The organism is Paraburkholderia solitsugae (assembly GCF_013177695.1).
GTDB lineage: Bacteria > Pseudomonadota > Gammaproteobacteria > Burkholderiales > Burkholderiaceae > Paraburkholderia > Paraburkholderia solitsugae.
In genome coordinates, this window is the sequence record NZ_WOEY01000074.1 from 1 (window position 1) to 23,638 (window position 23,638).

At 62.7% G+C, this 23,638-nt stretch carries 28 protein-coding genes and 2 tRNA genes; 12 read left to right on the top strand and 18 right to left on the bottom strand.

Going from position 1 to position 23,638, the window contains the following annotated elements; all coding sequences use genetic code 11:
* Positions 1–210 precede the first annotated feature (210 nt).
* Positions 211–286 (bottom strand) — tRNA-His (locus GNZ12_RS18720).
* A 103-nt stretch (positions 287–389) separates the two neighbouring features.
* Positions 390–1,391, bottom strand: a complete 1,002-nt coding sequence (gene dusA, locus GNZ12_RS18725; RefSeq protein WP_172312371.1) for a tRNA dihydrouridine(20/20a) synthase DusA — start codon at positions 1,389–1,391, stop codon at positions 390–392.
* Between the two features lie 349 nt (positions 1,392–1,740).
* Between dusA and GNZ12_RS18730 the strand changes: the two genes are divergently transcribed.
* Positions 1,741–2,010, top strand: a complete 270-nt coding sequence (locus tag GNZ12_RS18730; RefSeq protein WP_172312373.1) for a hypothetical protein — start codon at positions 1,741–1,743, stop codon at positions 2,008–2,010.
* 227 nt (positions 2,011–2,237) lie between these two features.
* On the opposite strand, the gene GNZ12_RS18735 is transcribed toward GNZ12_RS18730, so the two are convergent.
* The 6 genes from GNZ12_RS18735 to ssuD form a co-directional block, all read right to left on the bottom strand.
* A complete protein-coding gene (locus GNZ12_RS18735; protein WP_172312375.1) occupies positions 2,238–2,480 on the bottom strand; it encodes a DUF6566 family protein in 243 nt (80 codons plus the stop codon).
* 107 nt (positions 2,481–2,587) lie between these two features.
* The gene (locus GNZ12_RS18740; protein ID WP_172312377.1) at positions 2,588–2,785 is read right to left on the bottom strand and encodes a hypothetical protein; all 198 of its coding nucleotides are present in this window, start codon (positions 2,783–2,785) and stop codon (positions 2,588–2,590) included.
* Between the two features lie 219 nt (positions 2,786–3,004).
* Positions 3,005–3,220: a TOBE domain-containing protein gene (locus GNZ12_RS18745; protein WP_028198179.1), complete on the bottom strand. Its 216-nt coding sequence runs from the start codon at positions 3,218–3,220 to the stop codon at positions 3,005–3,007.
* A 47-nt stretch (positions 3,221–3,267) separates the two neighbouring features.
* The gene (locus GNZ12_RS18750) at positions 3,268–4,269 is read right to left on the bottom strand and encodes an ATP-binding cassette domain-containing protein (RefSeq protein WP_172312379.1); all 1,002 of its coding nucleotides are present in this window, start codon (positions 4,267–4,269) and stop codon (positions 3,268–3,270) included.
* A complete protein-coding gene (ssuC, locus tag GNZ12_RS18755) occupies positions 4,266–5,162 on the bottom strand; it encodes an aliphatic sulfonate ABC transporter permease SsuC (protein WP_216673269.1) in 897 nt (298 codons plus the stop codon). Before ssuC ends, GNZ12_RS18750 begins: the two co-directional genes overlap by 4 nt.
* Before the next feature lie 56 nt (positions 5,163–5,218).
* Entirely contained in the window at positions 5,219–6,379 is a 1,161-nt protein-coding gene (gene ssuD / locus GNZ12_RS18760) for an FMNH2-dependent alkanesulfonate monooxygenase (protein ID WP_172312381.1), read from the bottom strand.
* 547 nt (positions 6,380–6,926) lie between these two features.
* On the opposite strand from ssuD, the gene GNZ12_RS18765 reads away from it, so the two are divergent.
* The gene (locus GNZ12_RS18765) at positions 6,927–7,352 is read left to right on the top strand and encodes a hypothetical protein (protein ID WP_172312382.1); all 426 of its coding nucleotides are present in this window, start codon (positions 6,927–6,929) and stop codon (positions 7,350–7,352) included.
* 96 nt (positions 7,353–7,448) lie between these two features.
* Here GNZ12_RS18765 and GNZ12_RS18770 read toward each other — a convergent pair whose 3' ends face one another.
* On the bottom strand, positions 7,449–8,585 hold the full coding sequence (locus GNZ12_RS18770) for an enoyl-CoA hydratase/isomerase family protein (RefSeq protein ID WP_172312383.1): 1,137 nt from the start codon (positions 8,583–8,585) through the stop codon (positions 7,449–7,451).
* 46 nt (positions 8,586–8,631) lie between these two features.
* Positions 8,632–9,684, bottom strand: coding sequence for a TetR/AcrR family transcriptional regulator (locus GNZ12_RS18775; RefSeq protein ID WP_172312385.1), 1,053 nt, complete (start codon positions 9,682–9,684; stop codon positions 8,632–8,634).
* A 134-nt stretch (positions 9,685–9,818) separates the two neighbouring features.
* Here GNZ12_RS18775 and GNZ12_RS18780 point away from each other — a divergent pair, with 134 nt between their 5' ends.
* Positions 9,819–10,829, top strand: a complete 1,011-nt coding sequence (locus GNZ12_RS18780) for an NAD-dependent epimerase/dehydratase family protein (protein WP_172312387.1) — start codon at positions 9,819–9,821, stop codon at positions 10,827–10,829.
* Positions 10,830–10,908: 79 nt separating this feature from the next.
* Here GNZ12_RS18780 and GNZ12_RS18785 read toward each other — a convergent pair whose 3' ends face one another.
* Positions 10,909–11,193, bottom strand: coding sequence for a DUF1488 family protein (locus tag GNZ12_RS18785; RefSeq protein WP_172312389.1), 285 nt, complete (start codon positions 11,191–11,193; stop codon positions 10,909–10,911).
* Between the two features lie 267 nt (positions 11,194–11,460).
* Between GNZ12_RS18785 and GNZ12_RS18790 the strand changes: the two genes are divergently transcribed.
* The gene (locus tag GNZ12_RS18790) at positions 11,461–11,652 is read left to right on the top strand and encodes a hypothetical protein (RefSeq protein ID WP_172312391.1); all 192 of its coding nucleotides are present in this window, start codon (positions 11,461–11,463) and stop codon (positions 11,650–11,652) included.
* Between the two features lie 68 nt (positions 11,653–11,720).
* The gene (locus tag GNZ12_RS18795; protein ID WP_172312393.1) at positions 11,721–12,104 is read left to right on the top strand and encodes a hypothetical protein; all 384 of its coding nucleotides are present in this window, start codon (positions 11,721–11,723) and stop codon (positions 12,102–12,104) included.
* Between the two features lie 3 nt (positions 12,105–12,107).
* Here the strand turns inward: GNZ12_RS18795 and GNZ12_RS18800 are convergent, their stop codons facing one another.
* Together GNZ12_RS18800 and GNZ12_RS18805 are read right to left on the bottom strand one after the other, a co-directional pair.
* Positions 12,108–12,440: a DMT family transporter gene (locus tag GNZ12_RS18800; protein ID WP_407947713.1), complete on the bottom strand. Its 333-nt coding sequence runs from the start codon at positions 12,438–12,440 to the stop codon at positions 12,108–12,110.
* Between the two features lie 10 nt (positions 12,441–12,450).
* Positions 12,451–12,948: a heme-degrading domain-containing protein gene (locus tag GNZ12_RS18805; RefSeq protein ID WP_172312397.1), complete on the bottom strand. Its 498-nt coding sequence runs from the start codon at positions 12,946–12,948 to the stop codon at positions 12,451–12,453.
* Between the two features lie 265 nt (positions 12,949–13,213).
* Between GNZ12_RS18805 and GNZ12_RS18810 the strand changes: the two genes are divergently transcribed.
* The 7 genes from GNZ12_RS18810 (at position 13,214) to GNZ12_RS18840 (ending at position 18,822) form a co-directional block, all read left to right on the top strand.
* Positions 13,214–13,290 (top strand) — tRNA-Met (locus tag GNZ12_RS18810).
* Between the two features lie 408 nt (positions 13,291–13,698).
* On the top strand, positions 13,699–14,244 hold the full coding sequence (locus tag GNZ12_RS18815; protein WP_074284429.1) for an NUDIX hydrolase: 546 nt from the start codon (positions 13,699–13,701) through the stop codon (positions 14,242–14,244).
* Positions 14,245–14,253: 9 nt separating this feature from the next.
* The gene (aat, locus tag GNZ12_RS18820) at positions 14,254–14,991 is read left to right on the top strand and encodes a leucyl/phenylalanyl-tRNA--protein transferase (protein WP_172312399.1); all 738 of its coding nucleotides are present in this window, start codon (positions 14,254–14,256) and stop codon (positions 14,989–14,991) included.
* Positions 14,992–15,095: 104 nt separating this feature from the next.
* Positions 15,096–15,917, top strand: coding sequence for an arginyltransferase (locus GNZ12_RS18825; protein ID WP_172312401.1), 822 nt, complete (start codon positions 15,096–15,098; stop codon positions 15,915–15,917).
* A 167-nt stretch (positions 15,918–16,084) separates the two neighbouring features.
* Positions 16,085–17,146 (top strand): quinone-dependent dihydroorotate dehydrogenase, encoded by a 1,062-nt coding sequence (locus tag GNZ12_RS18830; protein ID WP_172312403.1) that lies wholly within the window; start codon positions 16,085–16,087, stop codon positions 17,144–17,146.
* Positions 17,147–17,242: 96 nt separating this feature from the next.
* A complete protein-coding gene (locus tag GNZ12_RS18835) occupies positions 17,243–18,037 on the top strand; it encodes a cystine ABC transporter substrate-binding protein (RefSeq protein WP_172312405.1) in 795 nt (264 codons plus the stop codon).
* Between the two features lie 125 nt (positions 18,038–18,162).
* Positions 18,163–18,822: an amino acid ABC transporter permease gene (locus GNZ12_RS18840; RefSeq protein ID WP_172312407.1), complete on the top strand. Its 660-nt coding sequence runs from the start codon at positions 18,163–18,165 to the stop codon at positions 18,820–18,822.
* A 24-nt stretch (positions 18,823–18,846) separates the two neighbouring features.
* Here GNZ12_RS18840 and lepB read toward each other — a convergent pair whose 3' ends face one another.
* The 5 genes from lepB to GNZ12_RS18865 form a co-directional block, all read right to left on the bottom strand.
* A complete protein-coding gene (gene lepB / locus GNZ12_RS18845) occupies positions 18,847–19,545 on the bottom strand; it encodes a signal peptidase I (RefSeq protein ID WP_172312431.1) in 699 nt (232 codons plus the stop codon).
* Positions 19,546–19,664: 119 nt separating this feature from the next.
* Positions 19,665–20,651 (bottom strand): Gfo/Idh/MocA family protein, encoded by a 987-nt coding sequence (locus GNZ12_RS18850; protein WP_172312433.1) that lies wholly within the window; start codon positions 20,649–20,651, stop codon positions 19,665–19,667.
* A gap of 153 nt (positions 20,652–20,804) precedes the next feature.
* On the bottom strand, positions 20,805–21,524 hold the full coding sequence (locus GNZ12_RS18855) for a FadR/GntR family transcriptional regulator (protein WP_172312435.1): 720 nt from the start codon (positions 21,522–21,524) through the stop codon (positions 20,805–20,807).
* 523 nt (positions 21,525–22,047) lie between these two features.
* Complete coding sequence (locus GNZ12_RS18860; protein ID WP_407947714.1) at positions 22,048–22,473, bottom strand: flavin reductase family protein; 426 nt, start codon at positions 22,471–22,473, stop codon at positions 22,048–22,050.
* 284 nt (positions 22,474–22,757) lie between these two features.
* The gene (locus GNZ12_RS18865) at positions 22,758–23,591 is read right to left on the bottom strand and encodes a class I SAM-dependent methyltransferase (protein WP_172312437.1); all 834 of its coding nucleotides are present in this window, start codon (positions 23,589–23,591) and stop codon (positions 22,758–22,760) included.
* Positions 23,592–23,638 lie beyond the last annotated feature (47 nt).

Sequence of the window (23,638 nt, forward strand, 5' to 3'; positions counted from 1 at the left end):
GCACGGCGGTGGTGGCGGGCACGGCAGCGGCGGCAGTTCGTGGAGCAGCGCCGGCGGCCAGGGGGGACATGGGCATTGACGTCAATCGAACCTCGTATTGAATGACGAGGCAATCCTGCATCGCGCGATCGTTTGGCGAAGGCCAAAACAAAAACGGCGTTGTGATTTCTCACAACGCCGCTTGGCAAAACTTTAACTGCTCGAATTCTTTGGGGTGGCTGATGGGGCTCGAACCCACGACAACAGGAATCACAATCCTGGACTCTACCAACTGAGCTACAGCCACCACTGACATCTGCTTGACTTGCTAAGCAACTCATTGCTGAGAAACTTGGCTCGTCGATGAAGAAACGAGATTATACGAACAAGAATCTCGTTTGCCTAGTCCTTTATTCAAAAATTTCGACGGGCTCACGCAGATGCTGTCTTGCCTCGTCGAAGATGGTCAGATCGCGCGCCGCCAGACGTTTGCTATCGGACAACACGCGACGCCATCCACGTGCACCTGCCTCACCGCGGTAAAGGCCGAGCGCATGACGCGTGATTGAACCAAGGTACGTACCGCGTGCCATTTCGGCCGCGCAATATTCGATCAGCTTCGCCTCGACCTGCTCGCGCGTGAGCGGTGCATCCGTCGAGCCATAGAAGCGTGCATCGACATCCGCAAGCAGATAAGGATTGTGATAAGCCTCGCGCCCGAGCATCACGCCGTCGATGTGCTGAAGATGCGTCTCCACTTCATCAAGCGTCTTGATGCCGCCGTTGATGATGATCTCCAGATGCGGGAAGTCGCGCTTCAACTGATACGCGTACTCGTATTTAAGCGGCGGAATCTCGCGGTTCTCTTTCGGACTCAAGCCCTTGAGAATTGCATTGCGTGCGTGCACGACGAACACGTTGCAGCCGGCGTCCGCGACCGTGCCGACGAAGTCGCGCACAAAGCCATATTCCTCGACTGCATCGACGCCGATCCGGTGCTTGACTGTCACCGGCACGGAGACCGCATCGCGCATTGCCTTCACGCAGTCAGCGACGAGTTGCGGCTCGGTCATCAGGCAAGCGCCGAACGCACCTCGCTGCACGCGCTCGGATGGACAGCCACAGTTCAGATTGATCTCGTCATAGCCCCACTGCTCACCGAGCTTAGCCGAACGCGCGAGGTCGTCAGGCTCACTGCCGCCGAGTTGCAAAGCGACTGGCGCTTCATCGGGCGTAAACGCGAGATGGCGCGGCACATCGCCGTGCAGCAACGCGCCAGTAGTGACCATTTCGGTGTAAAGCCACGTATGGCGCGATATCACGCGATGCAGCGAGCGGCAGTGGCGATCGGTCCAGTCCATCATCGGCGCAACGGAAACGCGGCGGGGGCTGGGAGTTTGAGCTGAAGACATGGGGCGGCCAGACGGCTTGAATCAAACCACGATTTTACCGCAAGTGGCCAAATGCCCCTGAAACGCTGATGACACGGCAGGATTGCCCAAAAACACCACCGATAAACCGCCCTGCCAACCGGGTCTTTGACCAACTAAAACACTTAACAGACGGGGGCAGACCATCGCTGACCCCTGTCGCATATACCGCTGACCGATTATTTCAATACCGAGAACAGTAATTTCAGATTATCGATACAAATTTTCAATAGTAGGGGTATACACTGCCTTCCATCGACGTTGCAGACACACCCCTACCGGCTCCTGCGACGCCTTCCTGAATGAAATCGAAATTTATCGGAGTCACACCATGAAGACCAAGCTCATCGCCGCCCTGTTGGTTGCTGTTTCTGCCTCGATCGCTGCTCCCGCATTCGCTAGCGGCTACGGCCCGGCACCGTTCTATCGTCCGTCGGTCGGCGCACCGGCTTCGCAACAAGGCCAGAACGCGCAAACCGTCGCGGCTGAACGCGCTAACGCCGAATCGAACGCATACGGTGGCGTGAACAACGTGTCGTCGCAATCGGGTACGCGTGCACCGGCTTCGTCGGGTCCGCAGTCGGTTTTCTTCGGCCACTAATCTGTCGCCGTTGCAGGTTGCCGTTCACAAGACGGCAGCCGAACTGGGCGCCGCGCATGCAGCAATGCATGTCGGCGCCCAGTTCCGTTTACGTGTCCGTTGCGCCCGCGGTATCAAACCCCGGCCCCTGCTTCGTCACGCCTCGCGCACCGCCTCGTTGGGCGACTCGTTCGGCGATTCGCAAAGTCAGCTAAATCGAATGCGTTTGCCAATTGACGGGTTTGTGGCTATGCGGCGAGGCCGGTATCGATCGTTTCGCGCGCCGCCCGGAAGCCTGCCTCGGCCGCGGCATGCTCGGTGGACCATAGGGTGTCGATGTGCACGAGCCGCCAGTCGACCACCACTGCATCGTTACGCAACACCCGAAAATGCGCTTTAACACCGGTGAGCACCTGTTCGACCGCGACTTCGATGTCGTAGTCCTGATAGCGCTCCTGGTAGTCGCCCATGTCGAGGCCCTTCGGCTCCATGATCGCCTCCTTGGTGTCCTGCGTGCCCTTAAATGTCGGCGGCCATACCTGTCCACCGGGCCGTCGTTGCGGCTCGGAGCATGCACCGGCCCGCCCTCGCCTGACGATCAGTCGCAATCGCCAGACAGGTACTGCCGGCCGCTACAGGTGATTTCGACTTCGCCGCCGCTTGCTTCAGCGGCGAGCCCGTTCGTCAGCAACTCCGCCGTGACGGATTGCTCAAACCTCGGCATGGGCTGTCCGACGCCGACATCGTTCAGGCGCCGCAACGCTTCAACCGCTTCCGGACTTAATGACTTCGACATGGCCGTCTCCGTCGTGGTGCTGAATTTATCGTAGCAAGTTTCGCGGCCGCACGCAGGGGCACGTCGAGGCGTACGGGTTGCGTGCCGTACGGATGCGTGGCGGCAGCAAACCAGCAAGCGGGATAGGAAAGGAGGACGAGATGGAGCGAAGCGGCGCCAACGCAACATAGCGTCGGCGCGCGAGACGGTACGAGCAGTGCGAATCGTGCAGCCTCGCGCTTACAAACGCGCGATCGACACCTCCGTCGACTTCACCAGCGCAACTACCTCCGAGCCGACCTTCAGGTCGAGTTCGTCGACAGAACGCGTGGTGATCACCGAGGTGACGATACCGAACGGCGTGTCCACATCGACCTCGGACACCACCGGCCCGCGGATGATTTCCTTGACCTTGCCTTTGAACTGATTGCGTACATTGATTGCGGAAATGGTCATATCGAGTGACTCCAGAAAAGCGATTGAAAACAGTCAGTCAAGGGATGTCAGACGGCCCAGCGGACGTCTGTCGGCCGCGTGAGGCGGCCCTCGTTACGTGCGTCGTAAGCGCGGTGGGACAGCGCGTCGTCGTTCGGCGCCGTCTTCAGTACGCGTTGCAACACATGTTCTTCCAGCGCGGCAAAACCGGCCGATGCGCGCGCCCGCGGGCGCGCAAGCGGCACCGGCTGATCGAGCGCGATGCGTCCTTCTTCGATCAGCAGAATCCGGTCGCCTAGCGCGACAGCTTCGTGCACATCGTGCGTCACCAGCAGCGCGGTAAATTGATGTTCGCGCCACAGGCGTTCGATCAGCGCGTGCATCTCGATGCGCGTCAAGGCGTCGAGCGCGCCGAGCGGCTCGTCCAGCAGCAGCAATTGCGGCCGATGCACCAGCGCACGCGCCAGCGCCACACGCTGACGCTGACCGCCGGAGAGCTGCGCGGGCCAGTCATTGGCGCGCTCCAGCAAACCGACTTCGGCGAGCACGGCGCGCGCATCTTCACGCGCGCTGCGGCCGAGGCCGAGCATCACGTTTTGCAGCACGCTCTTCCAGGGCAAGAGCCGCGCGTCCTGGAACATGATGCGGGTGTCGAGCGGGCGGCCGTCTTCGGTGCGCTTTTCGAGCACGCCCGACGTGGTCTTCTCCAGACCCGCGACCAACCGCAACAAGGTCGATTTCCCGCAGCCGCTGCGGCCGACAATGGCCACGAAGCTGCCGCGCTCGATCGACAGATCAAAATCGGACAACACCTTGCGCGCGCCATACTGCTTGCCGACGCCGCGCAACTCGACGCAATAATCGGCGGACCGGCGTGCGTCGTTGCGCGCCGATGCCCCCGCCGCCGAGGGCACGACGCCCACGCGATGGTAATCGTGCGCCGGATCTGCGCGGTCGAAGCCGGCGGCCTCATCCGCGTCGTGATCGACGGTGCGCGGTTGCGCCAGTTCGGCTTCGAGATCGCTGCCCGCGATACCGCCGAATGACGCCGACAATGTCGTTGCGCTCATGCTTTCGCTCCTCGTTGATAGGCCGGATGCCAACGCAGCGACACGCGCTCGAGACTCTTGGCCAGCACGTCGGCGAGTTTGCCGAGCGCCGCGTACAGCAGGATGCCCACCACCACCACATCGGTTTGCAGGAATTCGCGTGCGTTCATCGTCATGTAGCCGATGCCCGATTGCGCGGAAATGGTTTCAGCGACGATCAGCGTGACCCACATCAGCCCGAACGCGAAACGCACGCCGACCAGAATCGACGGCAACGCGCCCGGCAGGATCACGTGCCGGTAAAGTGCGAAACCCTTCACGCCGTAACTCCGCGCCATTTCGATCAGATTGGCATCGACCGAACGGATGCCGTGAAACGTGTTCACGTAGATCGGGAAAAACACGCCCAGCGCGACGAGAAACACCTTCGCTTCTTCCTCGATACCGAACCACAGGATGACGAGCGGGATCATCGCCAGCGCGGGAATGTTGCGGACCATCTGCACAGTCGAATCGAGCGCGATTTCGGCGGGTTTGAAGAGACCCGTCGCGAGGCCGAGCACGAGTCCGATGCCGCCACCGATTGCGAAGCCCGACACCGCGCGCCATGTGCTGACCTTCACGTCCGCCCACATTTCGCCGGACTGGATCAGTGACCACGCGGCTTTCACGACCGCGAGCGGCTCGGGCAGCACGCGCGTCGAGAGAATGCCGCTACGCGCGGCGAATTCCCATGCCAGCAGAATCGCCAGCGGCGCGAGCCACGGTGCCAGATGCGCACCGATGCGGCGTAATACGGCGAGACTCGCGGAGCGGCTCGCGCCTGAACGCGCACCTGCATTCACGTCTGCATTGACGTCTGCACGCGCGCCGGCGTGTGTACCTCGTCCCGCACTCACAGTGGATTGAGCCATGATGATTCCCTCATTGCTTAACCGTTGGGCGTCGTTATCGAACCGGGCGCAAGCGCTCAGCTCGAGCTCGCCGCCTTCGGCAGATAGTTGTTGCCGACAATCTCGCCGAACGGACCCGACAGCGGGCCGCCCGAGGCCTTGCTTCGATGGCCCGGCAGCAGCGGGAACACCAGTTCAGCGAAGCGATACGACTCTTCGAGATGCGGATAGCCGGACAGGATGAACGTATCGATGCCGAGCGCCGCGTACTCGTTCATCAGCGCCGCCACCTGTTCGGGATTGCCGACCAGCGCCGTCCCCGCGCCGCCGCGCACGAGACCCACGCCCGCCCACAAATGCGGATACACCTCGAGTTCCGCCCGGCCACCGCGCTTGCCGCCGTGCAATGCCGCCATGCGGCGCTGTCCTTCAGAATCCATCTTCGAGAACGAAGCTTGGGCACGAGAAATGGTTTCGTCGTCGAGCTTGCTGATCAGCTTGTCGGCGGCGGCCCATGCTTCTTCTTCGGTCTCGCGCACGATGACGTGCAGGCGAATGCCGAACTTGATCTTGCGGCCACGCGCTTCAGCACGGGCCCGAATGTCGGCGATCTTCTTCGCGACGGCGGCGGGCGGCTCGCCCCACGTCAGATACGTGTCGATGTGATCGGCCGCGATGTCGTGTGCAGCCGCTGACGACCCGCCGAACCACAGCGGCGGATGCGGGTTCTGCACCGGCGGATACAGCGCCTTGCCGCCCTTCGAAGTCAAATGCTTGCCATTGAAGTCGATCGCGTCGTTGGTATGCGCGGCGCTCAGCAGCTTGCGCCAGATGTGCAGGAACTCGTCGGTGATTTCATAGCGCGTGTCGTGATCGACGAACACGCCGTCACCTTCCAGTTCAGCCGAATCGCCGCCGGTCACGACGTTGATCAGCAGACGTCCATTCGACAGACGGTCGAAGGTCGCCGCCATGCGCGCCGCCAGACCCGGCGATGAAATGCCCGGACGGATCGCCACCAGAAACTTCAGGCGTTTGGTCGCGGCAATCAGGCTCGATGCGACGACCCATGCGTCTTCGCATGAACGGCCGGTCGGCAGCAGCACGCCCTCGTAGCCGAGGGTATCGGCGGCCACGGCGATCTGCTGGAAGTAGTCGTAATCGGCTGCGCGTGCGCCTTGGGACGTACCGAGATAGCGGCTGTCGCCGTGAGTCGGAATGAACCAGAACACATTCATTTGCTGCTCCTGCTTGTTCGAAACTGGATTGAATGGAGACGTGTGTCACGACGGTGCGTCGAGTGAAAGCACACACGCCGGTCGCGCGCCGCTAGCCGCGCGCCGCTGGTCGCGCACATCCATCCGGCACGAGAGCCGGAGATGCAAGCGCAAAAGAGGACGGAAATACTGCGGTGGGGCGCGGACTAGTTCCGACAGCGCATCCGCAAACGCGCGCGCGCCATGCAGCAGTTGAAGATCGGCATCAGGCAGGACATCGCGGCGGCTTCCCTCGACCAGACGTGCGCGTGATGCGCTCGATTAAATGGGCGACGGCGGCAAACGCCGTCTGCATGGAGAAACAGTCTATGGATCGGGGCCCGGCTTTTGAACGATTTTTTTTAGCTTAGGTTTTCCACTTTCGTGATTAGCCCGACGTTAAAGCATACGGGTGTTGCACCTTACCTACGCTGAAAACGGGATACCCCTCTATATAATGGCGCCACATTTCCAATAATCCGGTGCAGGCCGCGCAAACCACGCCGCCTGAGCTCTCGCGGTGTCATGCATGCAAAAACTCATCCTGCCGTTCGTCGCCGGTTTTCTGGCTTCCCTGTTCTTTCATGAATCGACCCTTGCGCTGCTGCACGCCGCCGGTCTGATCGACCCAACCGGTTTTTCGACCGCGCCCTTTTTGCCGCTCGGGCTACCGGAGTTCATTGCGAACGCGATCTGGAGCGCGTTCTGGGCGGTGCTGATGGCGTGGCTGTTGCGCGTGGCGCCTGGGCGGCGCGCGCCCTGGGTGCCCGCCTTCGTGTTCGGCGGCATTGCCTTGACGGCCGCGAGCGTGTTCGTGGTCGATCCGCTGCGCGGCATCTGGCCGAGCGGCAACATGTTGCCGCGCCTCGCGGTAGGTTTCGCAGCGAATGCGATGTGGGGCTGGGGCGCGCTGGTGTTCATGCGCGCCTTCATGGCTAGCGAAGACGAAGACTGAGCGTCTTCCTGGTGTAGGTTCGTTCCGGCTATGCCGGGACAACGCCCGGCATAGCCCTCCTGCTTCAATTGTTTTAACGCTGTGGCCTGACCCCGCTTAACCGCGCAGATCGCGCAACGGGTGTTCGTTGGCCGGCCACGGACTTTCGAACATCTTCGCCACATCGGCGGCGCGCACGTCTTCAATGCGCGCAAAACGCCAGCGCGGCGCGTTGTCCTTGTCGATGATGCGCGCGCGAATCCCTTCGGTCGTATCGCCCTGCGCAAAGCTCGTGCGCGTCAGATCAAGATCGCCGCGCAGCACGTCCGCCATCGAACCCTCGGCGCGCGTCACCACTTCCAGCGACACGGCCATCGATAGCGGCGAACGCTCGCGCAATATGGCAATCGTCTGCTCGGCCCAATCGGCGGCCTCGCCGCCACGCTCCCGTTCCTGCTCCAGCGAAGCGAGAATCTGCGCCACGTCGGACAACGCGAAATGCTGGTCGATCAACGCACGCGTGCTCGCGAGCGGCGAGGCATCGGGTTCCGGCACGACCTGATGCGCCGCTGTCTCGCGCTCGACGCACGCGACCACGTCAGCCCCACGTTCGAACAGTTCCGTGCGCAACGTATCGACTAACGCGGGCAATGCCGCGTCGTCGATATAGGCGTCGGCGAGACCTGCATAAAGTGCATCGGCTGCGCCGATCGTCTCGCCGGTGACTGCCAGATAACGGCCGAGCGCACCCGGCGTGCGCGCCAGAAACCAGCTCGCGCCGACATCGGGAAAGAGTCCGATGCGGGTCTCGGGCATCGCCATCTTCGTCGAGTTGGTCACCACGCGCAGGCCGCCGGTACGATGCGCGCCCTGCGAAATCCCCATACCACCGCCCATCACGACGCCGTTCATCAAGGCGATATACGGCTTCGGGTACGTGAAGATCGCGTGATTGAGCCGGTATTCCTCGGTGAAAAACGTATCGCGCGCGTCATGCTCGCCGCGCTGCGCCGACTCGTACAGAAAGCGGATATCGCCGCCCGCGCAGAATGCGCGCGGATGCTGGCTGCGCACCACCACGGCAAGAACGTCGGGATCTTCGCGCCACTGATCGAGCGCCGCGTGCATCGCGCGGATCATGCCGCTCGAGAGCGCGTTGAGCGCCTTCGGCCTTTCCAGTTCGATGAAACCGATGCGGTTGGCTACGTAAGTCGCGACTTCGTCGCTAACGGCGGGCGAGGCGGAAATGGACATGGAGAGCTAAGCGCGATGGCGCGAAATGAATTGGAACTGAACGTTATCACGCACTCGTGGCTTTGGGCCTGGTGGCGGGTTTGACGGTGGGCTGGGTGTCCGCTTTGATGGCTGGGCTGGTATCCGCATCGCTGGCGGGTTGGGTGGCCGATGGTCCCGGCTGCTTGGCGGCCTTTTTTCCCGACGGTGCGGATGGCTGAGATGGCTGAGCAGCCGGTTCGCCGCCGGGCTCGACGCGCGCTTCAACCAGTGCGTCAGCGGACTTTCTTTTGCGGGCGCGCACGGAGCTCGTGACGCCTGGCGGCTGCCCGGCGTTTTGCGTGCCCAGCCAGGCATCGAGTGCGACGCCCACCACCGTATCCAGCGGCGCGGTCGGAAACACGGGACAGGTGAGATTGAGTGCGACGATGCCATGCATGGTCGCCCAGAACGCTTCCGCCCACACGTGCACGTTCATCGACGCGGACAAGCGCCCCGCCGCTTTCAACTCTTCGAGCGCGGAGATCATGATGTGCAACGCGGCGTCGCCGGGGTCGTCGTCCGGTTTCGCCGGCGCGAGGCTCGCTTTTCCGGACGCGGAAGAAGCCACGGCCGGTGTTCCTGCCGCCGTTGTTCCCGCGGCCATTGTCCCAGGCGCCGTGATCTCGACCACGTCGCCCACCAAACCCGTGTCCGCGACCGCAGCCGCCGAGGCACCCGCACCCGCCGCACCCGCCGCAGCCGCCACGCCGCCCAGCGCCGCGCCCGTGTAGCTCGGGTCTTCCATGAAGATCAGCCGGTAGGTTTCCGGATGCGCGACACCGAATGCCACATAAGCACGCCCGAGCGCCTTCAAGCGCTCAGCCGGATCGGCGATCTGCACAAGCGGCACGAACGTCTCCAACAATTGTGCATAGCCTTCCGCGCACAACGCCTGTGCGATCTCATCGCGGCTCGCGAAGTGCAGGTACAGCGTGGCGGGCGAATACTCGATGGCGTCCGCAATCTTGCGCATTGACAGCGCGGCAAAGCCTTCGCGCATCACAATGCGCCGCGCTGCATCGAGGATGCGCTCACGCAGCGCCTGCTTCTGACGTTTTTTTCGTTCGACGATTCCCATGACGAACATTTTCGGGTTGACAAACTGAAAAGTCAAATTAAACTGAACACTGTTTATTGAACGGTGTTCAGTAAATTCTCATCGGTTAGCCAACATCATCGCGGCGCGATACGGCGCTGTCTTCAGGAGTCGTCATGCAAGCCACGGGAAAAGTGGGTTTATTCGGTGCCGCGGGCGCGGCAGGTCAAATCATCGCGGCCGCGCTGGGCGCGGCGGGCCGGGATTACCGGGTGATCGGGCGCTCGCGCGCGCCGCTCGAAGCGGCTTTCGGCCGCGACCCGCATGCGGAAATCGTCACGTGGAATCCAGACGACCCGGCTTCGATCAGCGCCGCGGCCGCCGGTTTGCAGACCGTGATCTATCTGGTGGGCGTGCCCTACGATCAGTTCGCCGCGCATCCGCCGCTTATGGAAAAAACGCTCGCCGGCGTGACGGCGGCAGGTGTCGAGCGCTTCATTCTGATCGGCACCGTGTATCCGTACGGCCGCGCACGCGGCAATCCGATCAGCGAAGATCATCCGCGTGAGCCCCATACCTTCAAAGGCAAGATGCGGCTCGCGCAGGAAAAGCTGGTGCTGGCGGCGCATGGACGCGCCAGCGGATCGTCCCGCCTGTCGACGCTGGTGCTGCGCCTGCCGGATTTCTACGGGCCTGGTGTCGAACGCAGTCTGATCAACGGCATATTCGAGGGGGCGGCGCACGGCAAGCGCGCGCAGGTGATCGGGCCGGTGGATGTGCCGCACGAATTCATCTACCTGCCGGATATCGGGCCGGTGGTCGAGAAACTCACGCATACCCCCGACGCGTACGGCCGGTGGTGGCACCTGGCCGGCACGGGCACGATCACGCAGCGCGAAGTGGCAAGACAGGCCTATGCGCTAGCGGGCCGTGAGCCGAAGCTGATGGTGGCCGGCAAGACCATGCTGCGCGTGCTCGGCCTCTTCAATCCGCTCATGCGGGAACTGGTGGAGATGAATTACCTGATAACCGAGCCGGTTGTGCTTGACGACGCCGCGTTGACGAAGCTGATCGGCCCGATCGCAAAAACGTCGTACGAAGACGGTATCCGGCATGCGTTCGAGGCCGCGCGCGCGACGGCATCGGCGAGTGCTGACTCGCATCGGGACGCCGCGAAGGCGGCCTGAAAGACGGCCTGACCTGAGGACGGCGCTCACAAGCAAGGGGTTTGAACCACGTTATCCATGTACCAGCGAACGAGCCGTATCAGGCCGCGACGTTGCCCGGCGGAAAATGGCCGCTCTTGAGCAGCACGGGCGTGCCATTGCTGATCTGCAAATGCTCGCGTGCAACCGCCTCGATGTGCGGACGCCCGGCGTCGAACGCGCGCAGCCAGCCTTCGAGATCCTCGGAGTACGCCCCGAAATGATCCTCGAGTGCCTCGACCGAAATCGCGCACGGCACCGGCTCACCGTTCACGAGCGCGGGAAACACCACCGTCAGATTGGAGTCGCGGTAAGTGGGCGCGTCCGCGGGAAACCGGATTTCCATGGTCGCCTCATGAGAAGTATCCGGCAGGAAACGGACACCGGTGAGAACCGGCCGCCCCCGGACATGCCCGCTATGGTACTCGCGCGCCTCAACCGCGGTCCAGCCTCCTTCGCCCTCCTGCTCGCAGCCGCGCTGCCCCGAGCCGAGCGGTTCTGCATGCCAATCGATACGCCGAATTGCACTTGTTCCGCCTGCTTCTGTCGAAGTGGTTCGCCGGCACGACCTGTGCCGACGCAGTGACACCATTTCGAGTCCAGTGAGCGCAATATGGGAAAATATTTTCTGCAGAACCACGAACTGCCCGAGCCGGATGCGGCAAACGCATGGTTTGCCTACGCCGAAAGCAACGGCATCGACATTCCGCGAGCCATCAGCATCTGGGAAGACGCAGCGACTGAAAGCGGCACAGAAAGCCGCCAATTGGTCAGCGCGGCGGGCATCTCGATCGAAACGTCGTAGCCTTGGTTGGGTGCGCACTTCCCGTGTGCGTGGCGAGTCTCGACACCTATTTGAAAGGAAACTTCACGATGCATTTCATGACGCAATTGCGCCGCGCCGGTCGCTTGCGATCCGGCAACACCGCGCTTGCGCTAGTCCGCAGGGCGTCCCTGTCTGCCGCCCTGCCCGCCGCCGTGCTGCTCGGCGCGGGTCTCGCCGGCTGCGCGTCGTCGAACACCACATCGCTCATCAATCTGCCGAACGGCCAGACCGGTTTTGCGGTGAACTGCAGCGGTGCCGACGCCGCGTCCAGTTGGGCCTCCTGCTACGTGCAGGCCGGCAAGGCATGTGGCGCGACCGGTTACGACATCGTGTCGAAAGATAACGACGAAGGCGGCGCCGCGGGCGGCAGCGTCACGAATGTCGTCTCGGCCAACGTGAAAAACCGTTCGATGATCGTGCGCTGCAAGTAACGCTCAGTGCGCCTGCATCTTCGAGAACACGTTCAACACGGCCGCCCCGGCAATGATCAGCCCCAGCCCAATGATGGCCGGCAAGTCAGGCACTTGCCGATACATCACGACCGCGACCAGCGTGATCAGCACGATGCCGACGCCGGACCACACCGCGTAGACGATGCCCACTGGAATACTCTTCAGCGTGAGTGACAGGCAATAGAACGAGATGCCGTAACCAATCACCACAACCGTTGCGGGCAAGAGCCGCGAAAAACCTTCCGACGCCCGCATGGCGGAGGTCGCAATGACTTCGGCGACGATCGCAATGGCGAGCAATGCATATGGAGGCATCCGCATCGCCTCAGGCCTTTGCAAGCGCGAGCTTGCTGTAGTCGTGGCCAAGGTGCGCGCACAGCGCTTCCACCACCAGTTCATGATCCGCACGCTGCGGCAATCCGGATACCGTGATCGAGCCGATCACACCGGCGCCCGCCACCGTCAATGGGAAAGCGCCGCCATGCGACGCATATTCCGTGACCGGCAAGCCGTGCTTGTCAGCGAGCGTGCTACCCGCCTGTTGCATCTTCAAACCGATCGCGTACGAACTGCGCCGAAAATGCGCGACCGTGTTGCCCTTGCGGCGCGCCCAATCGACGTTGTCCGGCGTCGCGCCGTCAAGCAGGCTGAAGAACAGCGGCTGACCGAACGTGCGCACGTCGATGGCGGCGGCAATGCCGCGTGCTCTCGCGACCTCGTGCAGATACGCACCAACCTGCCATGCGCGGTCGGCGTCGAATTGCGGGAACACCAGCGCGTGTTCCTGAGCGGCAATCACCTGTAGATCGTGAGCGATATCCATGGAGTTCTGAGCAAGGTAAGAAGTGAAGCGCGGGCCGTTGCACCTGCACCTTGGCACCGCGAAGAGAATCTGGATTCTAGCGCAGTGCCTTACGAGGGCCTTCCGGTATGCGACGCCGGCCAAGCGCAGCGCGACGTTGGACAGCGGCGCGACTTTGGACAGCGCGAGGCGTCGCAAGTCGCGCCGCATTGGCAGATATGAAGTCGGTTCTTAAATAGCTATTGCGTTGGCTGCCGCTTTGTCCTATAATCTTTTCTTCGACGGACGCGGGGTGGAGCAGTCTGGCAGCTCGTCGGGCTCATAACCCGAAGGTCGTAGGTTCAAATCCTACCCCCGCAACCAAGTAACTCATACGGTTCGAAACGTCGAAACAGCATCAAAGGCTTGCCCAACCGGCAGGCCTTTTTTGTTTTCTGCCTCGCTCTTCACGGCTGTAGTGCGTTCCGCGCCCTGCCCCTTCTTGTAGTCAGTTCCACACCAAAGTCCTGCAGACGCCCGGATCACGCTCAGCGAGACGGTTTCTGCCCCGGCACCGGGTTATATGGGTAGCAATCCTAATTCACCCGCCCTCGAATAGCGCGGAAAAGCGCCGACGCCAGCCAATCGGCCGAGGCAACAATCGCCCAAGCCGCGTTCCGCGCGCGATGCACGCCGCTGCCTTCGCACCACCATCCGCACGCCGCCTTTGCCGGACCTCAGAAAACGCCAGCCCAGTGATAAACTCCCATCACTCTTTCTCGTCCCCTTCCTATGAAATTCTGTTCTGTCTGCGGCCACGGCGTCAGCCTGAGCATTCCGCCGGGTGACAACCGCGAGCGCTTCGTATGCGGCAGTTGCGGCACGGTGCATTATCAGAATCCGCGCAACGTGGTCGGCACCGTTCCGGTCTGGGACGACAAAGTGCTGCTGTGCCGTCGCGCGATCGAACCGCGCTACGGCTACTGGACACTGCCGGCAGGGTTCATGGAAATGGGTGAAACCACCGCCGAAGCCGCTTCGCGCGAAACGCTGGAAGAGGCCGGCGCGCGCGTCGAGGTGCAGAACCTGTTCTCGCTGCTGAACGTGCCGCACGTGCATCAGGTGCATCTGTTCTACATGGCGCGCCTGCTCGACCTCGACATCGCCGCCGGCGAGGAAAGCCTCGAAGTGAAACTCTTCGAGGAACACGAAATTCCGTGGGACGAGATCGCCTTCCCGACCGTCGGCCAGACCTTGCGTTTCTTTTTCGCCGACCGCGCTGCCGGTAGCTTCGGTCTGCACACGGGCGATATCTTCCGCTCGCTGCGCGAAGGTTGAGCGGCGCGCATGGTGCCCTGGCTCGGACCTGACGATCCGTTTCCCGCCGTCGAGCGTGCGCTCGGCGCGACCAGCGGCGCACCCGGCCTGCTCGCCGCCAGCGGCGACCTGTTGCCGTCGCGCCTGATCGACGCCTATCGGCGTGGCATCTTCCCTTGGTATTCGGACGGGCAGCCCGTGTTGTGGTGGAGCCCCGACCCGCGCATGATCCTGCGCCCCGCCGAGTTCAAACTGTCACCGTCGCTGCGCAAAACGCTCAAGCGTGTGCTGCGCGAAGACGCATGGGAAATCCGTGTCGACCATGATTTCGCCGCCGTGATGCGGGCCTGTGCGCAGGCGCCGCGGCGCGGCCAGCGCGGCACGTGGATCACTGCCGACGTGGTCGAAGCGTATTCGTCGCTGCACCGGGTGGGCGATGCGCACAGCATCGAGACCTGGTTCGAAGGCAAGCGCGTAGGCGGTTTGTATGGAGTGTCTTTCGGCCGGATGTTCTTCGGCGAATCGATGTTCGCGGAGGTCACCGATGCGTCGAAAATGGCGCTGGCCGCGCTTGTCGGACACTTGCGCCGTCACGAAATAGAAATGATAGACTGCCAGCAGAACACGTCGCATCTGGCATCGCTGGGCGGCCGTGAGATAGCGCGCAAAGCGTTCATCGCGCATGTTCGCACCGCCGTCGACGCACCATCGATTCCCTGGCGCTTCGACAAGACCGTATTGCGCGATGTCGTCGCGCCTGCGGCGTAGAAAGAATCAGGCCGAATCCGGATCCGTCGCCTACCGAGCCGCGGGTCACGAGCCGCAAGGCGCGCCGGGTTTGCAATACCAGAGACGCTTCGAGAGCTGCCAACGTGACTCATCCCAACGAGCTGCCTCTTTCCCCGCTTTCCGCGCTGCAATTTTATGCAACGGCGCCCTATCCCTGCAGCTATCTGGATGGACGCGTCGCGCGCTCGCAAGTCGCCACGCCCAGTCACCTGATCAACTCCGACGTCTATACCGACCTTGTCAAAGCCGGCTTCCGCCGTTCGGGTGTGTTCACCTATCGCCCGTATTGCGATGGCTGTCGCGCCTGCGTGCCCGTGCGCGTGCCGGTCGATCAGTTCGAAGCAAACCGCACGCAGCGCCGGGTCTGGAAAAAGCACGGCGAGTTGATCGCAACGGTCGCCCCACTGCATTACGACGAAGAGCACTATGCGCTCTACATGCGCTATCAGTCGGCACGGCATGCCGGCGGCGGCATGGACCGCGACAGCCGCGACCAATATGAACAGTTCCTGCTGCAGAGCCGGATCAACTCGCGGCTGGTCGAGTTTCGCGAGCCGCTGCCGGATCATCCGGACGCGCCGGGCATTCTGCGCATGATCAGCATGATCGACATCCTCGGTGACGGGCTCTCGTCGGTCTACACGTTCTTCGAACCGGGTCTGCCGCACACCAGCTTCGGCACCTACAACATCTACTGGCAGATCGAGCAGGCGAAGAGCCTCAAGCTGCCCTACGTGTATCTCGGTTACTGGATTCGCGAGAGTCAAAAGATGGCGTACAAGGCGAATTTCCGGCCGCTCGAAGGCTTGATCGACGGTGCGTGGAAGGTGCTCGATCCCGCCACCATCGATCTGCCGCCGGTCGATATGGCAATTCAGGGCAAGCGCGGGCCGCTGCGACCGTAACAACTCCGGGGTCCACCATGCAAGGCGGGACGGTCTGCGCGCACCGAAGCCGACGCCGCTGTGCCAGTACGCCAGGGCACATCAAGCAGGTTCACCCGCAGCGTCCCCGCGCCCCCGCCTTTCGCGCCGCATCCAGTTAGTCTCATTCAGGCCTTAAAGCCGGTAAAATGGCGGGTTACCATTTTCCGGCCGCCCGGCTTCGTCCTGTGTTCAGTTCCCTCTACCCGCTCGTACGCGCCCAACTCTTTCGCATGGACGCGGAAGACGCTCACCACCTGACCTTGCGCATCCTCGGCGCCGCCGGCCGCACCGGCCTTGCCGGCGCGCTCGCGCCACGCGTGCCGGATGCGCCGCGCACCGTGATGGGGCTGACGTTCAAGAACCCGGTCGGGCTCGCCGCGGGCCTCGACAAAGACGGCGCGTGCATCGACGGTCTGGCGGCGCTCGGTTTCGGTTTCATCGAAGTGGGCACGGTCACGCCGCGCGCTCAGCCGGGCAATCCGCGCCCGCGCATGTTCCGCCTGCCCGAGGCGAATGCCGTGATCAACCGCATGGGCTTCAACAACGCGGGCGTCGACCAGTTCGTCAAGAACGTGCAGGCCGCGCGCTATCGCGGCATTCTCGGGCTGAACATCGGCAAGAACGCCGACACGCCGATCGAACGCGCCGCCGAAGACTATCTCTACTGCCTCGAACGCGTGTACCCGTTTGCGAGCTACGTGACGGTCAACATCTCGTCGCCGAATACGAAGAACCTGCGCCAGTTGCAAGGCGCGGGCGAACTCGACGCGCTGCTCGCCGCGCTGAAGGACAAGCAGCAGCGTCTCGCCGACATGCACGGCAAGCTGGTGCCGCTGGCACTGAAGATCGCGCCGGACCTCGACGACGAACAGATCAAATCGATCGCCGATACGCTGTTGCGCCACAAGTTCGAAGGCGTGATCGCCACCAACACCACACTGTCGCGCACCGCCGTCAGCGGCATGCAATACGGCGACGAAGCCGGCGGCCTGTCGGGCAAGCCGGTGTTCGACGCGTCGAACGAAGTGATCCGCAAACTGCGCAAGGAAGTCGGCGAAACGGTGCCGATCATCGGTGTGGGCGGGATTTTTTCAGGCGAGGACGCGCGCGCGAAGCTCGCGGCGGGCGCTTCGCTGGTGCAACTCTATACCGGCTTCATCTACCGCGGACCGGCGCTGGTGGCCGAATGCGCGCAGGCGCTGCGCTAAAGTCATATAGACATAAACAAACGATATTTAGATTTCGATAGCCTGCTTTGTTATGCTTTTGTCTGTTAAAACGCCAGACGAACAAAAAGGAACACGATGAATTTTGGCTTGCTGAAAAAGATGCTCGTCGTCGGCCTGATCGGCGCGTCGTTTACTGCTGTCGCCGCCCACGCGGACGACCTGCTCGACCAGGTCAAACAGCGCGGCACGCTGCGCATCGGTCTGGAAGGCACCTTCCCGCCGTTCAATTCGAAAGCGCCGTCGGGCGAACTGGTCGGCTATGACGTCGACGTCGCCAAGGCCGTCGCCGCCAAGCTCGGCGTGAAGCCGGAGTTCGTCACGACCGAGTGGAGCGGCATCATCGCCGGTCTGCAGGCGAACAAGTTCGACGTGATCGTCAACCAGGTCGGCATCACCGACGCGCGCAAGCAGGTACTCGATTTCTCGCCGGCCTACACGTACTCGGCCGCGCAGCTGATCCAGCGTAAGGACGACACGCGCCAGTTCAAATCGCTCGACGATCTGAAGGGCAAGAAGCTCGGCGTCGGTCTGGGCACGAACTACATGGACATGGCGAAGTCGGTGCCGGGCATCGACGTGAAGACGTATCCGGGCGCGCCTGAATACCTGCGCGATCTGGCCGCCGGACGTCTGGACGCGGCACTGAACGACCGCCTGATGCTCGCGTATCTGATGAAGAACTCGCAGTTGCCGCTGCGCACGGGCGCGACGGTCGGCGCGGGCAACCCGTCGGGCATTCCGTTCAAGAAGGACAATCCGAAGTTCGCCAAGGCGATCGACGACGCAATGACCCAGCTTGAAGCGGACGGCACGTTCTCGAAGATCTCGGACAAATGGTTCGGCATCGACGTCAGCAACCCGGTCAAGTAACGCGCGCTGGATGAAACGAAGGGCGGCATCGTTGATGATGCCGCCCTTCGCTTTTGCGGCCCCCGCGCTCACGCCCGCCAATGTTTATGATGTGCGCTTTGCCGCGCTAACCCTACCCACCGCTCATGTCCACCACTTCCCTGCTCGTCCAATCGCTTCCTGTGCTCGCACAGGGTGCCGTCCTGACGGTCAAGTTCGCGGTTCTGTCGATGGTCTTCGGCCTGATTGCCGGCGCCGTGCTCGCGGTGATGGGCATCAGCCACAACCGCGCGCTGAACTGGATCGCGCGCGTGTATGTCAGCGTGTTCCGCGGCACGCCGCTGCTCGTGCAGATCTTCGTGATCTATTACGGCTTGCCGAGTCTCGGTATTTCGCTCGACCCCACGCCCGCGGGCGTGATCGCGTTGTCGGCGAACGTGGCGGCGTACCTGTCGGAAAGCATGCGGGGCGCGATTCTCGGCATCCACAACGGCCAGTGGCTGGCGGCGTACAGCCTGGGGCTCTCGCGGCGCCAGACGCTGCGCTACGTGATCGCACCACAGGCCTTGCGCATTGCCGTACCGAGTCTGTCGAACAGCTTGATCAGCCTGATCAAGGATACGTCGCTGGTATCGGTGATTACCGTGACCGAATTGCTGCGCAGCGCGCAGGAGATCATTGCGTCGACCTATCAGCCGCTGCCGCTGTACCTCGCGGCAGCCGCGGTCTACTGGGTGCTATGCCAGGTGCTCGAGTGGGTGCAGCACTGGTACGAAAAGCGCTTGGCGCTGCCGTCGCGCCACTGAACCTGAGCATCTCTCGCCGCCAACCTACCGGCTGGCGGCTAGCGACGCCGCATCCAGCGGCGCGCCGAAGCGCTCGAAGCGCGGTTTGTAGAAGTGATCCGGGTCGAGCGAAAACGCAACGTGACGCGTGCGGCCCATCAGTTCCTTGCGCGGAAAGAAGCCGAAGTACCGCGAGTCGGCGCTATCGTCGCGATTGTCACCGAGCATCAGATACTCGCCTTGCGGCACGACCACCGGCCCGAACGAATTGCGCGGACTCGGCGCGTCAGGCGCCAGCCGCACCGTGTGCATAACGCCGTCGAAGCGCTCGGTCAGATAGTCGCCGGGGGACGCCGCATCGCCCGGCAGCGGCTTCAGGTGCAGCGGCTGATAATCCGCGCGCACCCCGTTCACGTACAGCACGTTGTCGCGCATGGCGACGCTGTCACCGGGCAAGCCGATCAGACGCTTGACGATCAACTCATGCGCGGCCGACGAATCGATCGTGACAATATCGCCGCGCTGCGGATCGTGCAGATGCGCGATCGTGATGTGGGTAAGTGGCACGCGCAGGTCGTAGGCCATTTTGTCGACGAAAATCCGGTCGCCTTCGCGGATTGTCGGCAACATCGAACCACTCGGCACGACGTTCCAGTCGGCCACGGCGCTGCGGAACAGCACCATCAGAAACAGAAAGGCGACGAGGCTCTTGTTGTCGCGCCACAGTTTTCCAAGCATGCGCATCGCAGGCGGCTCCAATGGAAGGTGATCGAAAGCTGTGGGCAGGCGGACCCTTTTTATTCGAGTCAGTGTGCCCGCGCAAATCGTACCACCGCCGCTGGAAGCAACGCGTCAAGCGGCCCTCACTCCCCCGCGAACTTGAGCCCCAACGCGGCGCGCGCGGCGTCGGCCATCTCGATCATCTGCAGCGACTTACTATGCGGCATCAGCGGGCTCTCCGTCTGCCCCGCTCGAATCAGCTCGCAGAAATGCGTGGTCTCGTAGTTCAGACCGCCGCCTTCGAACGGTTCGTCGAACTCGACCACACGACCGTCGGCGTGCCGGATCGTCGCGCGCGCCGGATTCCACCAGGGTTCGTGAATCGTGACATGGCCGCCCTTGGCCATCAGCAACGCGTCGCCCTTGCCGTGCAGGTCGAGTCCGCAAAACAGCTGCGCAATGCCACGCTCATGCTGGCTGTTCAGGCTCGCGAACGTATCGACGCCGGTCGAGCCGAGCCGCCCAAGCGTCTGCACCTCACGCGGCGCACCGAGCCAGTCGACCGCGAGAAACATCTCGTAGACGCCAATATCGAGCAGCGCGCCGCCCGCATGCTCGAACGACATGGACGGATGATCGTCCGGCACGCCCGGCACCGAACAGCCGGCGCGCACGAAACCCACCTCGCCGATCGGCTCGGCATCCAGATGCGCGCGCAACTTTCTGTACAGCGGATAAAACGGCGGCTTCATGGCTTCCATGAAAAGCCGTTGCTCGGCGCGCGCGACCTCAAGCACGCGCTCGAGTTGCGGCTTGTTGATGGTGGCGGGTTTTTCGCACAGTACGTGCAGACCGGCTTGAAGCGCGGCGATCGCATAGCCGGCGTGACTGTCCTGGACGGTGGCGATATAAAGCGCGTCGATACCGCTCGCGAGCAGTGCCTCGAAACTCGCACACACCTCGCCACCGAATTCCTGGGCGAAGGCCATGGCCGGTTCGGCGCGACGTGACCACAGCGCGGTCAGTTGCGCGTGCGGCACGTGTGTGAGTCCTTGAGCAAATCGACGGGCGATGCGGCCCGTCCCGACGATCCCCCAGCGAATCATGCCGCCCGAGGGGGCTTCTTGCATTGCGATTGTCATCGTTCCTTCGAGTCCGTGCAGTTCAGAACAGGCGCTATTGTGACGCAAGCCGTGCGCACATGCGCCGGCAGCTTGCTGCGCCGTCCGTTATGCAAGGTCTCTGCGGGAAGACAACCTGAGCTGCCGCCGTAGCGGCCACGCTCAGCCGCGCACCGGCGGTTCCGACGTAAAGTTGCTGCCGAGCTCTTCCGTGGTGTAGTCGATCATCGCCAGCGAGGCGATCTCCGCTTCCTTCGGATCGCGCCGTTCGATCGCTTCGATCACGCGCTGATGCGTGCTCACCGCCTTCTCCCACATCCCTTCCTTGTGATTGACGATCGGGTTGACGGTCGACAGCGCGCCGCGAATGATCGCCGCCATCTGTTTGAAGAACTGATTACCGCTCGCCACCACGATGCGCGCGTGGAAGAGTTCATCAGCGGCCTGATAGCCGGGTTCGCCCGGCCGGATCAAGCGGAACGCGTCGAACGCCTCGCGAATCGCCGCGATGTCGGCGGCACTGCCGCGCGCGGCCGCCTGCGCCGAGGCGCGCGGTTCGATCAGAATGCGAAACTCGATCACGTCGCGCAAAAACAGCGGATCGGGCTTCGCGCGAAAACGCCAGTTCACGACGTCCTCGTCGATCATGCGCCAATCGCTCATCGGCCGGATGCGCGTGCCGATCTTGGGCCGCACGTCCAGCATGTCGCGCGCGAGCAGCATCGACAGCGCCTCGCGCATGACGGTGCGGCTGACGTCGAACTCCTTCGACAGCACATCCTGCGGTGGCAGGATGGCGCCGTATTTCTCTTCGACGATGCCAGTCACAAGTCCGTCCATGACTTTGCTGACCAGCGATCGATCCTTGTTTGCCTGTTCCATGACCCTCTCTCCCCGAAGCGGTGTTTGCCCCCGCGTAGCCTGTTGATCAAGCGGCCCAAGTGTGTCGTTTTATCGGTGTGTCATTGTTCTTTTACGATACGTTGCTAGCTTCGAAACGGTTGCGCCAGTTGGGAAACGTCCTGAGAGGGTTATCCCTCTGAAGAATTGTTTCGTCCGTGTAACGCCGCATGGTTCGACGGGCCACAAGCTTGCGTCTCAAGCGTGCCTGCGTTGCAGAATTTGCATAGTGCGAAGACGCACGTAGTGAATCGAATTGTCTGATCCACACCCCCTGGGCGGATCCGGACAGGCGCAAAAGGACTGGCGCAACGATGCGACACGTCAGGCGGCGAACATCGTCGGTCGTTAAATGTAGAAAACGCGGGCGAATTGAAAGGAAACTCAGCGAACTCGCCGCCTTGGCCGGCGCCCGTCGTGAGCCGGGTTGTGAGCGGCATGGTGACCGGTAGGGCAAGCGGTGAGGTAAACCGTGTCTCGAAGCGGGTGTCCCAAAGCGGGTGTCTCAAAGCGGTGTGCCCACCGACGCATAGCGCCCGCCAAAGAAGATCAGCGGCGCGTGTTCGTCGAGCGAGAACACCAGCACTTCGCCGACAAAGAGCGTGTGGTCGCCGCACGGATGCCGGTCCACCATGCGCGCCGCGAAACGGGCCGCGGCGTGTTCGAGCAGCACCACGTCCGGCAAGCCGTCCACCGGCGCGAAACGCGGCGCAAGCCGGCGCTGCGGCTCGCCGGCGAAATGGCGGCTATGGGGTTCCTGGGCATCGGACAACACACTCACGCCGAACCTCGCGCTGTTCATCAGACGCTCGTGCATGCGCGCACGGTGCCCGACCGACACGACGATCAGCGGTGGCTTGAGCGATCCGGACATGAAGGCATTGGCGGTCATCGCGTGCATCCCGCCGCCACTGCCGGTCGAAATCACCACGACGCCGGTGGCAAAACGGCCCAGCGCATGGCGGAAACGGCGCTCGTCGAACACGTTCGCACCGGTCGCGTCAAGACAGGCCGCGCCGGACTTTGCGTCGCCCCCGGCGCGCTCCATCACCGCGTGGGCGATCGAATCGGAGGGGCACGCGGCAAACGCCTCACACGCGAGCATCGCCGGCTGGACGGACAAGCACGTAGCCGTTTCGGTGACGCCCGCCGTCGAGGCAATCGGATTGCCTGGTTCAACGATGCGATTCATGTGCCATTCCCGTTAGCGTTCAATCAGTCGAAGCGGCACGCGGCAAACGGTTTGCGCGCAATGAAGTGAAACCACCACGCGTCACTGGTTTCCACGTCGTCAGCAATGCGATTGCCTTCGCAACTGCCGAACACCGCGTCGCTCTGAAAACCGATCTGCGCGAGTTGCCGGCGCTGCTCACGCAGCGTCGTATAGACGATCACAATGCCGAAGTTGTGCGCCGCTGCCGTCTTCACTGCATAGTCGCCGTAGTCGTGATTCAGCTTCACGTTGCGCATATAGTTCAACGTGCCGAGCTGAAAACTCCGCATCGAGCGCAGCGTGCGCCAGCCGAGCTTGAGCGGATTGAAGGTGAATTGCGGCAGCAATTGCCAGATGTTCTCGCGATAACCCGGGCCGCCGCGGTTGTGCGAAGAGAACAGCACATACCCGCCGGGCCGCACCACGCGATACATCTCTTCGAGGATCTTCACGCGATCGTCGTAGTCCACGCAATCGATGCCGTTCCAGCTGAACTCCACGAGCCCATAATGCCCCGACGGCAGCGCCGACATGTCGCGCGCATCCATATGCCGCAAATCGAGGTCGGGATAGCGCGACTTTGCGATCTCCAGCAGTTTCAGCGTGTAATCGACGCCGGTGTAGTCGTTCGAGATCGACGTCATCAGCGGGATCGTGCGGCCCGTGCCGATACCGATATCGAGCAACGGCTCACCGGCGCAGCGCGGCGCGAGCCACTTGAACGCGGCCTGCTCACCGGGGTCCGAGAAAGTTTTCTCGAGCGTGAATTCGCGGGTGGCATCCGGCGAATTCCATGCGACGCGGTTGACGCGGTCCAACTCGGATTGATTGTTCATGGCTTGCTCCATCGGAGTGGAAGTGCGCTGGAGAGACAGTCCAGCGT

What these genes read in the sequence shown, in the direction of transcription:
- GNZ12_RS18865 (WP_172312437.1), bottom strand. Translation starts at nt 23,591, where the DNA reads ATGAACAATCAATCCGAGTTGGACCGCGTCAACCGCGTCGCATGGAAT.
- GNZ12_RS18735 (WP_172312375.1), bottom strand. Translation starts at nt 2,480, where the DNA reads ATGGAGCCGAAGGGCCTCGACATGGGCGACTACCAGGAGCGCTATCAG.
- GNZ12_RS18815 (WP_074284429.1), top strand. Translation starts at nt 13,699, where the DNA reads ATGAAATTCTGTTCTGTCTGCGGCCACGGCGTCAGCCTGAGCATTCCG.
- GNZ12_RS18770 (WP_172312383.1), bottom strand. Translation starts at nt 8,585, where the DNA reads ATGTCCATTTCCGCCTCGCCCGCCGTTAGCGACGAAGTCGCGACTTAC.
- GNZ12_RS18730 (WP_172312373.1), top strand. Translation starts at nt 1,741, where the DNA reads ATGAAGACCAAGCTCATCGCCGCCCTGTTGGTTGCTGTTTCTGCCTCG.
- GNZ12_RS18855 (WP_172312435.1), bottom strand. Translation starts at nt 21,524, where the DNA reads ATGGAACAGGCAAACAAGGATCGATCGCTGGTCAGCAAAGTCATGGAC.
- GNZ12_RS18740 (WP_172312377.1), bottom strand. Translation starts at nt 2,785, where the DNA reads ATGTCGAAGTCATTAAGTCCGGAAGCGGTTGAAGCGTTGCGGCGCCTG.
- GNZ12_RS18785 (WP_172312389.1), bottom strand. Translation starts at nt 11,193, where the DNA reads ATGGAAATCCGGTTTCCCGCGGACGCGCCCACTTACCGCGACTCCAAT.
- GNZ12_RS18775 (WP_172312385.1), bottom strand. Translation starts at nt 9,684, where the DNA reads ATGGGAATCGTCGAACGAAAAAAACGTCAGAAGCAGGCGCTGCGTGAG.
- aat (WP_172312399.1), top strand. Translation starts at nt 14,254, where the DNA reads ATGGTGCCCTGGCTCGGACCTGACGATCCGTTTCCCGCCGTCGAGCGT.
- GNZ12_RS18830 (WP_172312403.1), top strand. Translation starts at nt 16,085, where the DNA reads ATGGCGGGTTACCATTTTCCGGCCGCCCGGCTTCGTCCTGTGTTCAGT.
- GNZ12_RS18745 (WP_028198179.1), bottom strand. Translation starts at nt 3,220, where the DNA reads ATGACCATTTCCGCAATCAATGTACGCAATCAGTTCAAAGGCAAGGTC.
- ssuD (WP_172312381.1), bottom strand. Translation starts at nt 6,379, where the DNA reads ATGAATGTGTTCTGGTTCATTCCGACTCACGGCGACAGCCGCTATCTC.
- GNZ12_RS18765 (WP_172312382.1), top strand. Translation starts at nt 6,927, where the DNA reads ATGCAAAAACTCATCCTGCCGTTCGTCGCCGGTTTTCTGGCTTCCCTG.
- GNZ12_RS18835 (WP_172312405.1), top strand. Translation starts at nt 17,243, where the DNA reads ATGAATTTTGGCTTGCTGAAAAAGATGCTCGTCGTCGGCCTGATCGGC.
- GNZ12_RS18850 (WP_172312433.1), bottom strand. Translation starts at nt 20,651, where the DNA reads ATGCAAGAAGCCCCCTCGGGCGGCATGATTCGCTGGGGGATCGTCGGG.
- GNZ12_RS18750 (WP_172312379.1), bottom strand. Translation starts at nt 4,269, where the DNA reads ATGAGCGCAACGACATTGTCGGCGTCATTCGGCGGTATCGCGGGCAGC.
- lepB (WP_172312431.1), bottom strand. Translation starts at nt 19,545, where the DNA reads ATGCGCATGCTTGGAAAACTGTGGCGCGACAACAAGAGCCTCGTCGCC.
- GNZ12_RS18795 (WP_172312393.1), top strand. Translation starts at nt 11,721, where the DNA reads ATGCATTTCATGACGCAATTGCGCCGCGCCGGTCGCTTGCGATCCGGC.
- GNZ12_RS18805 (WP_172312397.1), bottom strand. Translation starts at nt 12,948, where the DNA reads ATGGATATCGCTCACGATCTACAGGTGATTGCCGCTCAGGAACACGCG.
- ssuC (WP_216673269.1), bottom strand. Translation starts at nt 5,162, where the DNA reads ATGGCTCAATCCACTGTGAGTGCGGGACGAGGTACACACGCCGGCGCG.
- GNZ12_RS18790 (WP_172312391.1), top strand. Translation starts at nt 11,461, where the DNA reads ATGGGAAAATATTTTCTGCAGAACCACGAACTGCCCGAGCCGGATGCG.
- GNZ12_RS18780 (WP_172312387.1), top strand. Translation starts at nt 9,819, where the DNA reads ATGCAAGCCACGGGAAAAGTGGGTTTATTCGGTGCCGCGGGCGCGGCA.
- GNZ12_RS18800 (WP_407947713.1), bottom strand. Translation starts at nt 12,440, where the DNA reads ATGCCTCCATATGCATTGCTCGCCATTGCGATCGTCGCCGAAGTCATT.
- GNZ12_RS18840 (WP_172312407.1), top strand. Translation starts at nt 18,163, where the DNA reads ATGTCCACCACTTCCCTGCTCGTCCAATCGCTTCCTGTGCTCGCACAG.
- dusA (WP_172312371.1), bottom strand. Translation starts at nt 1,391, where the DNA reads ATGTCTTCAGCTCAAACTCCCAGCCCCCGCCGCGTTTCCGTTGCGCCG.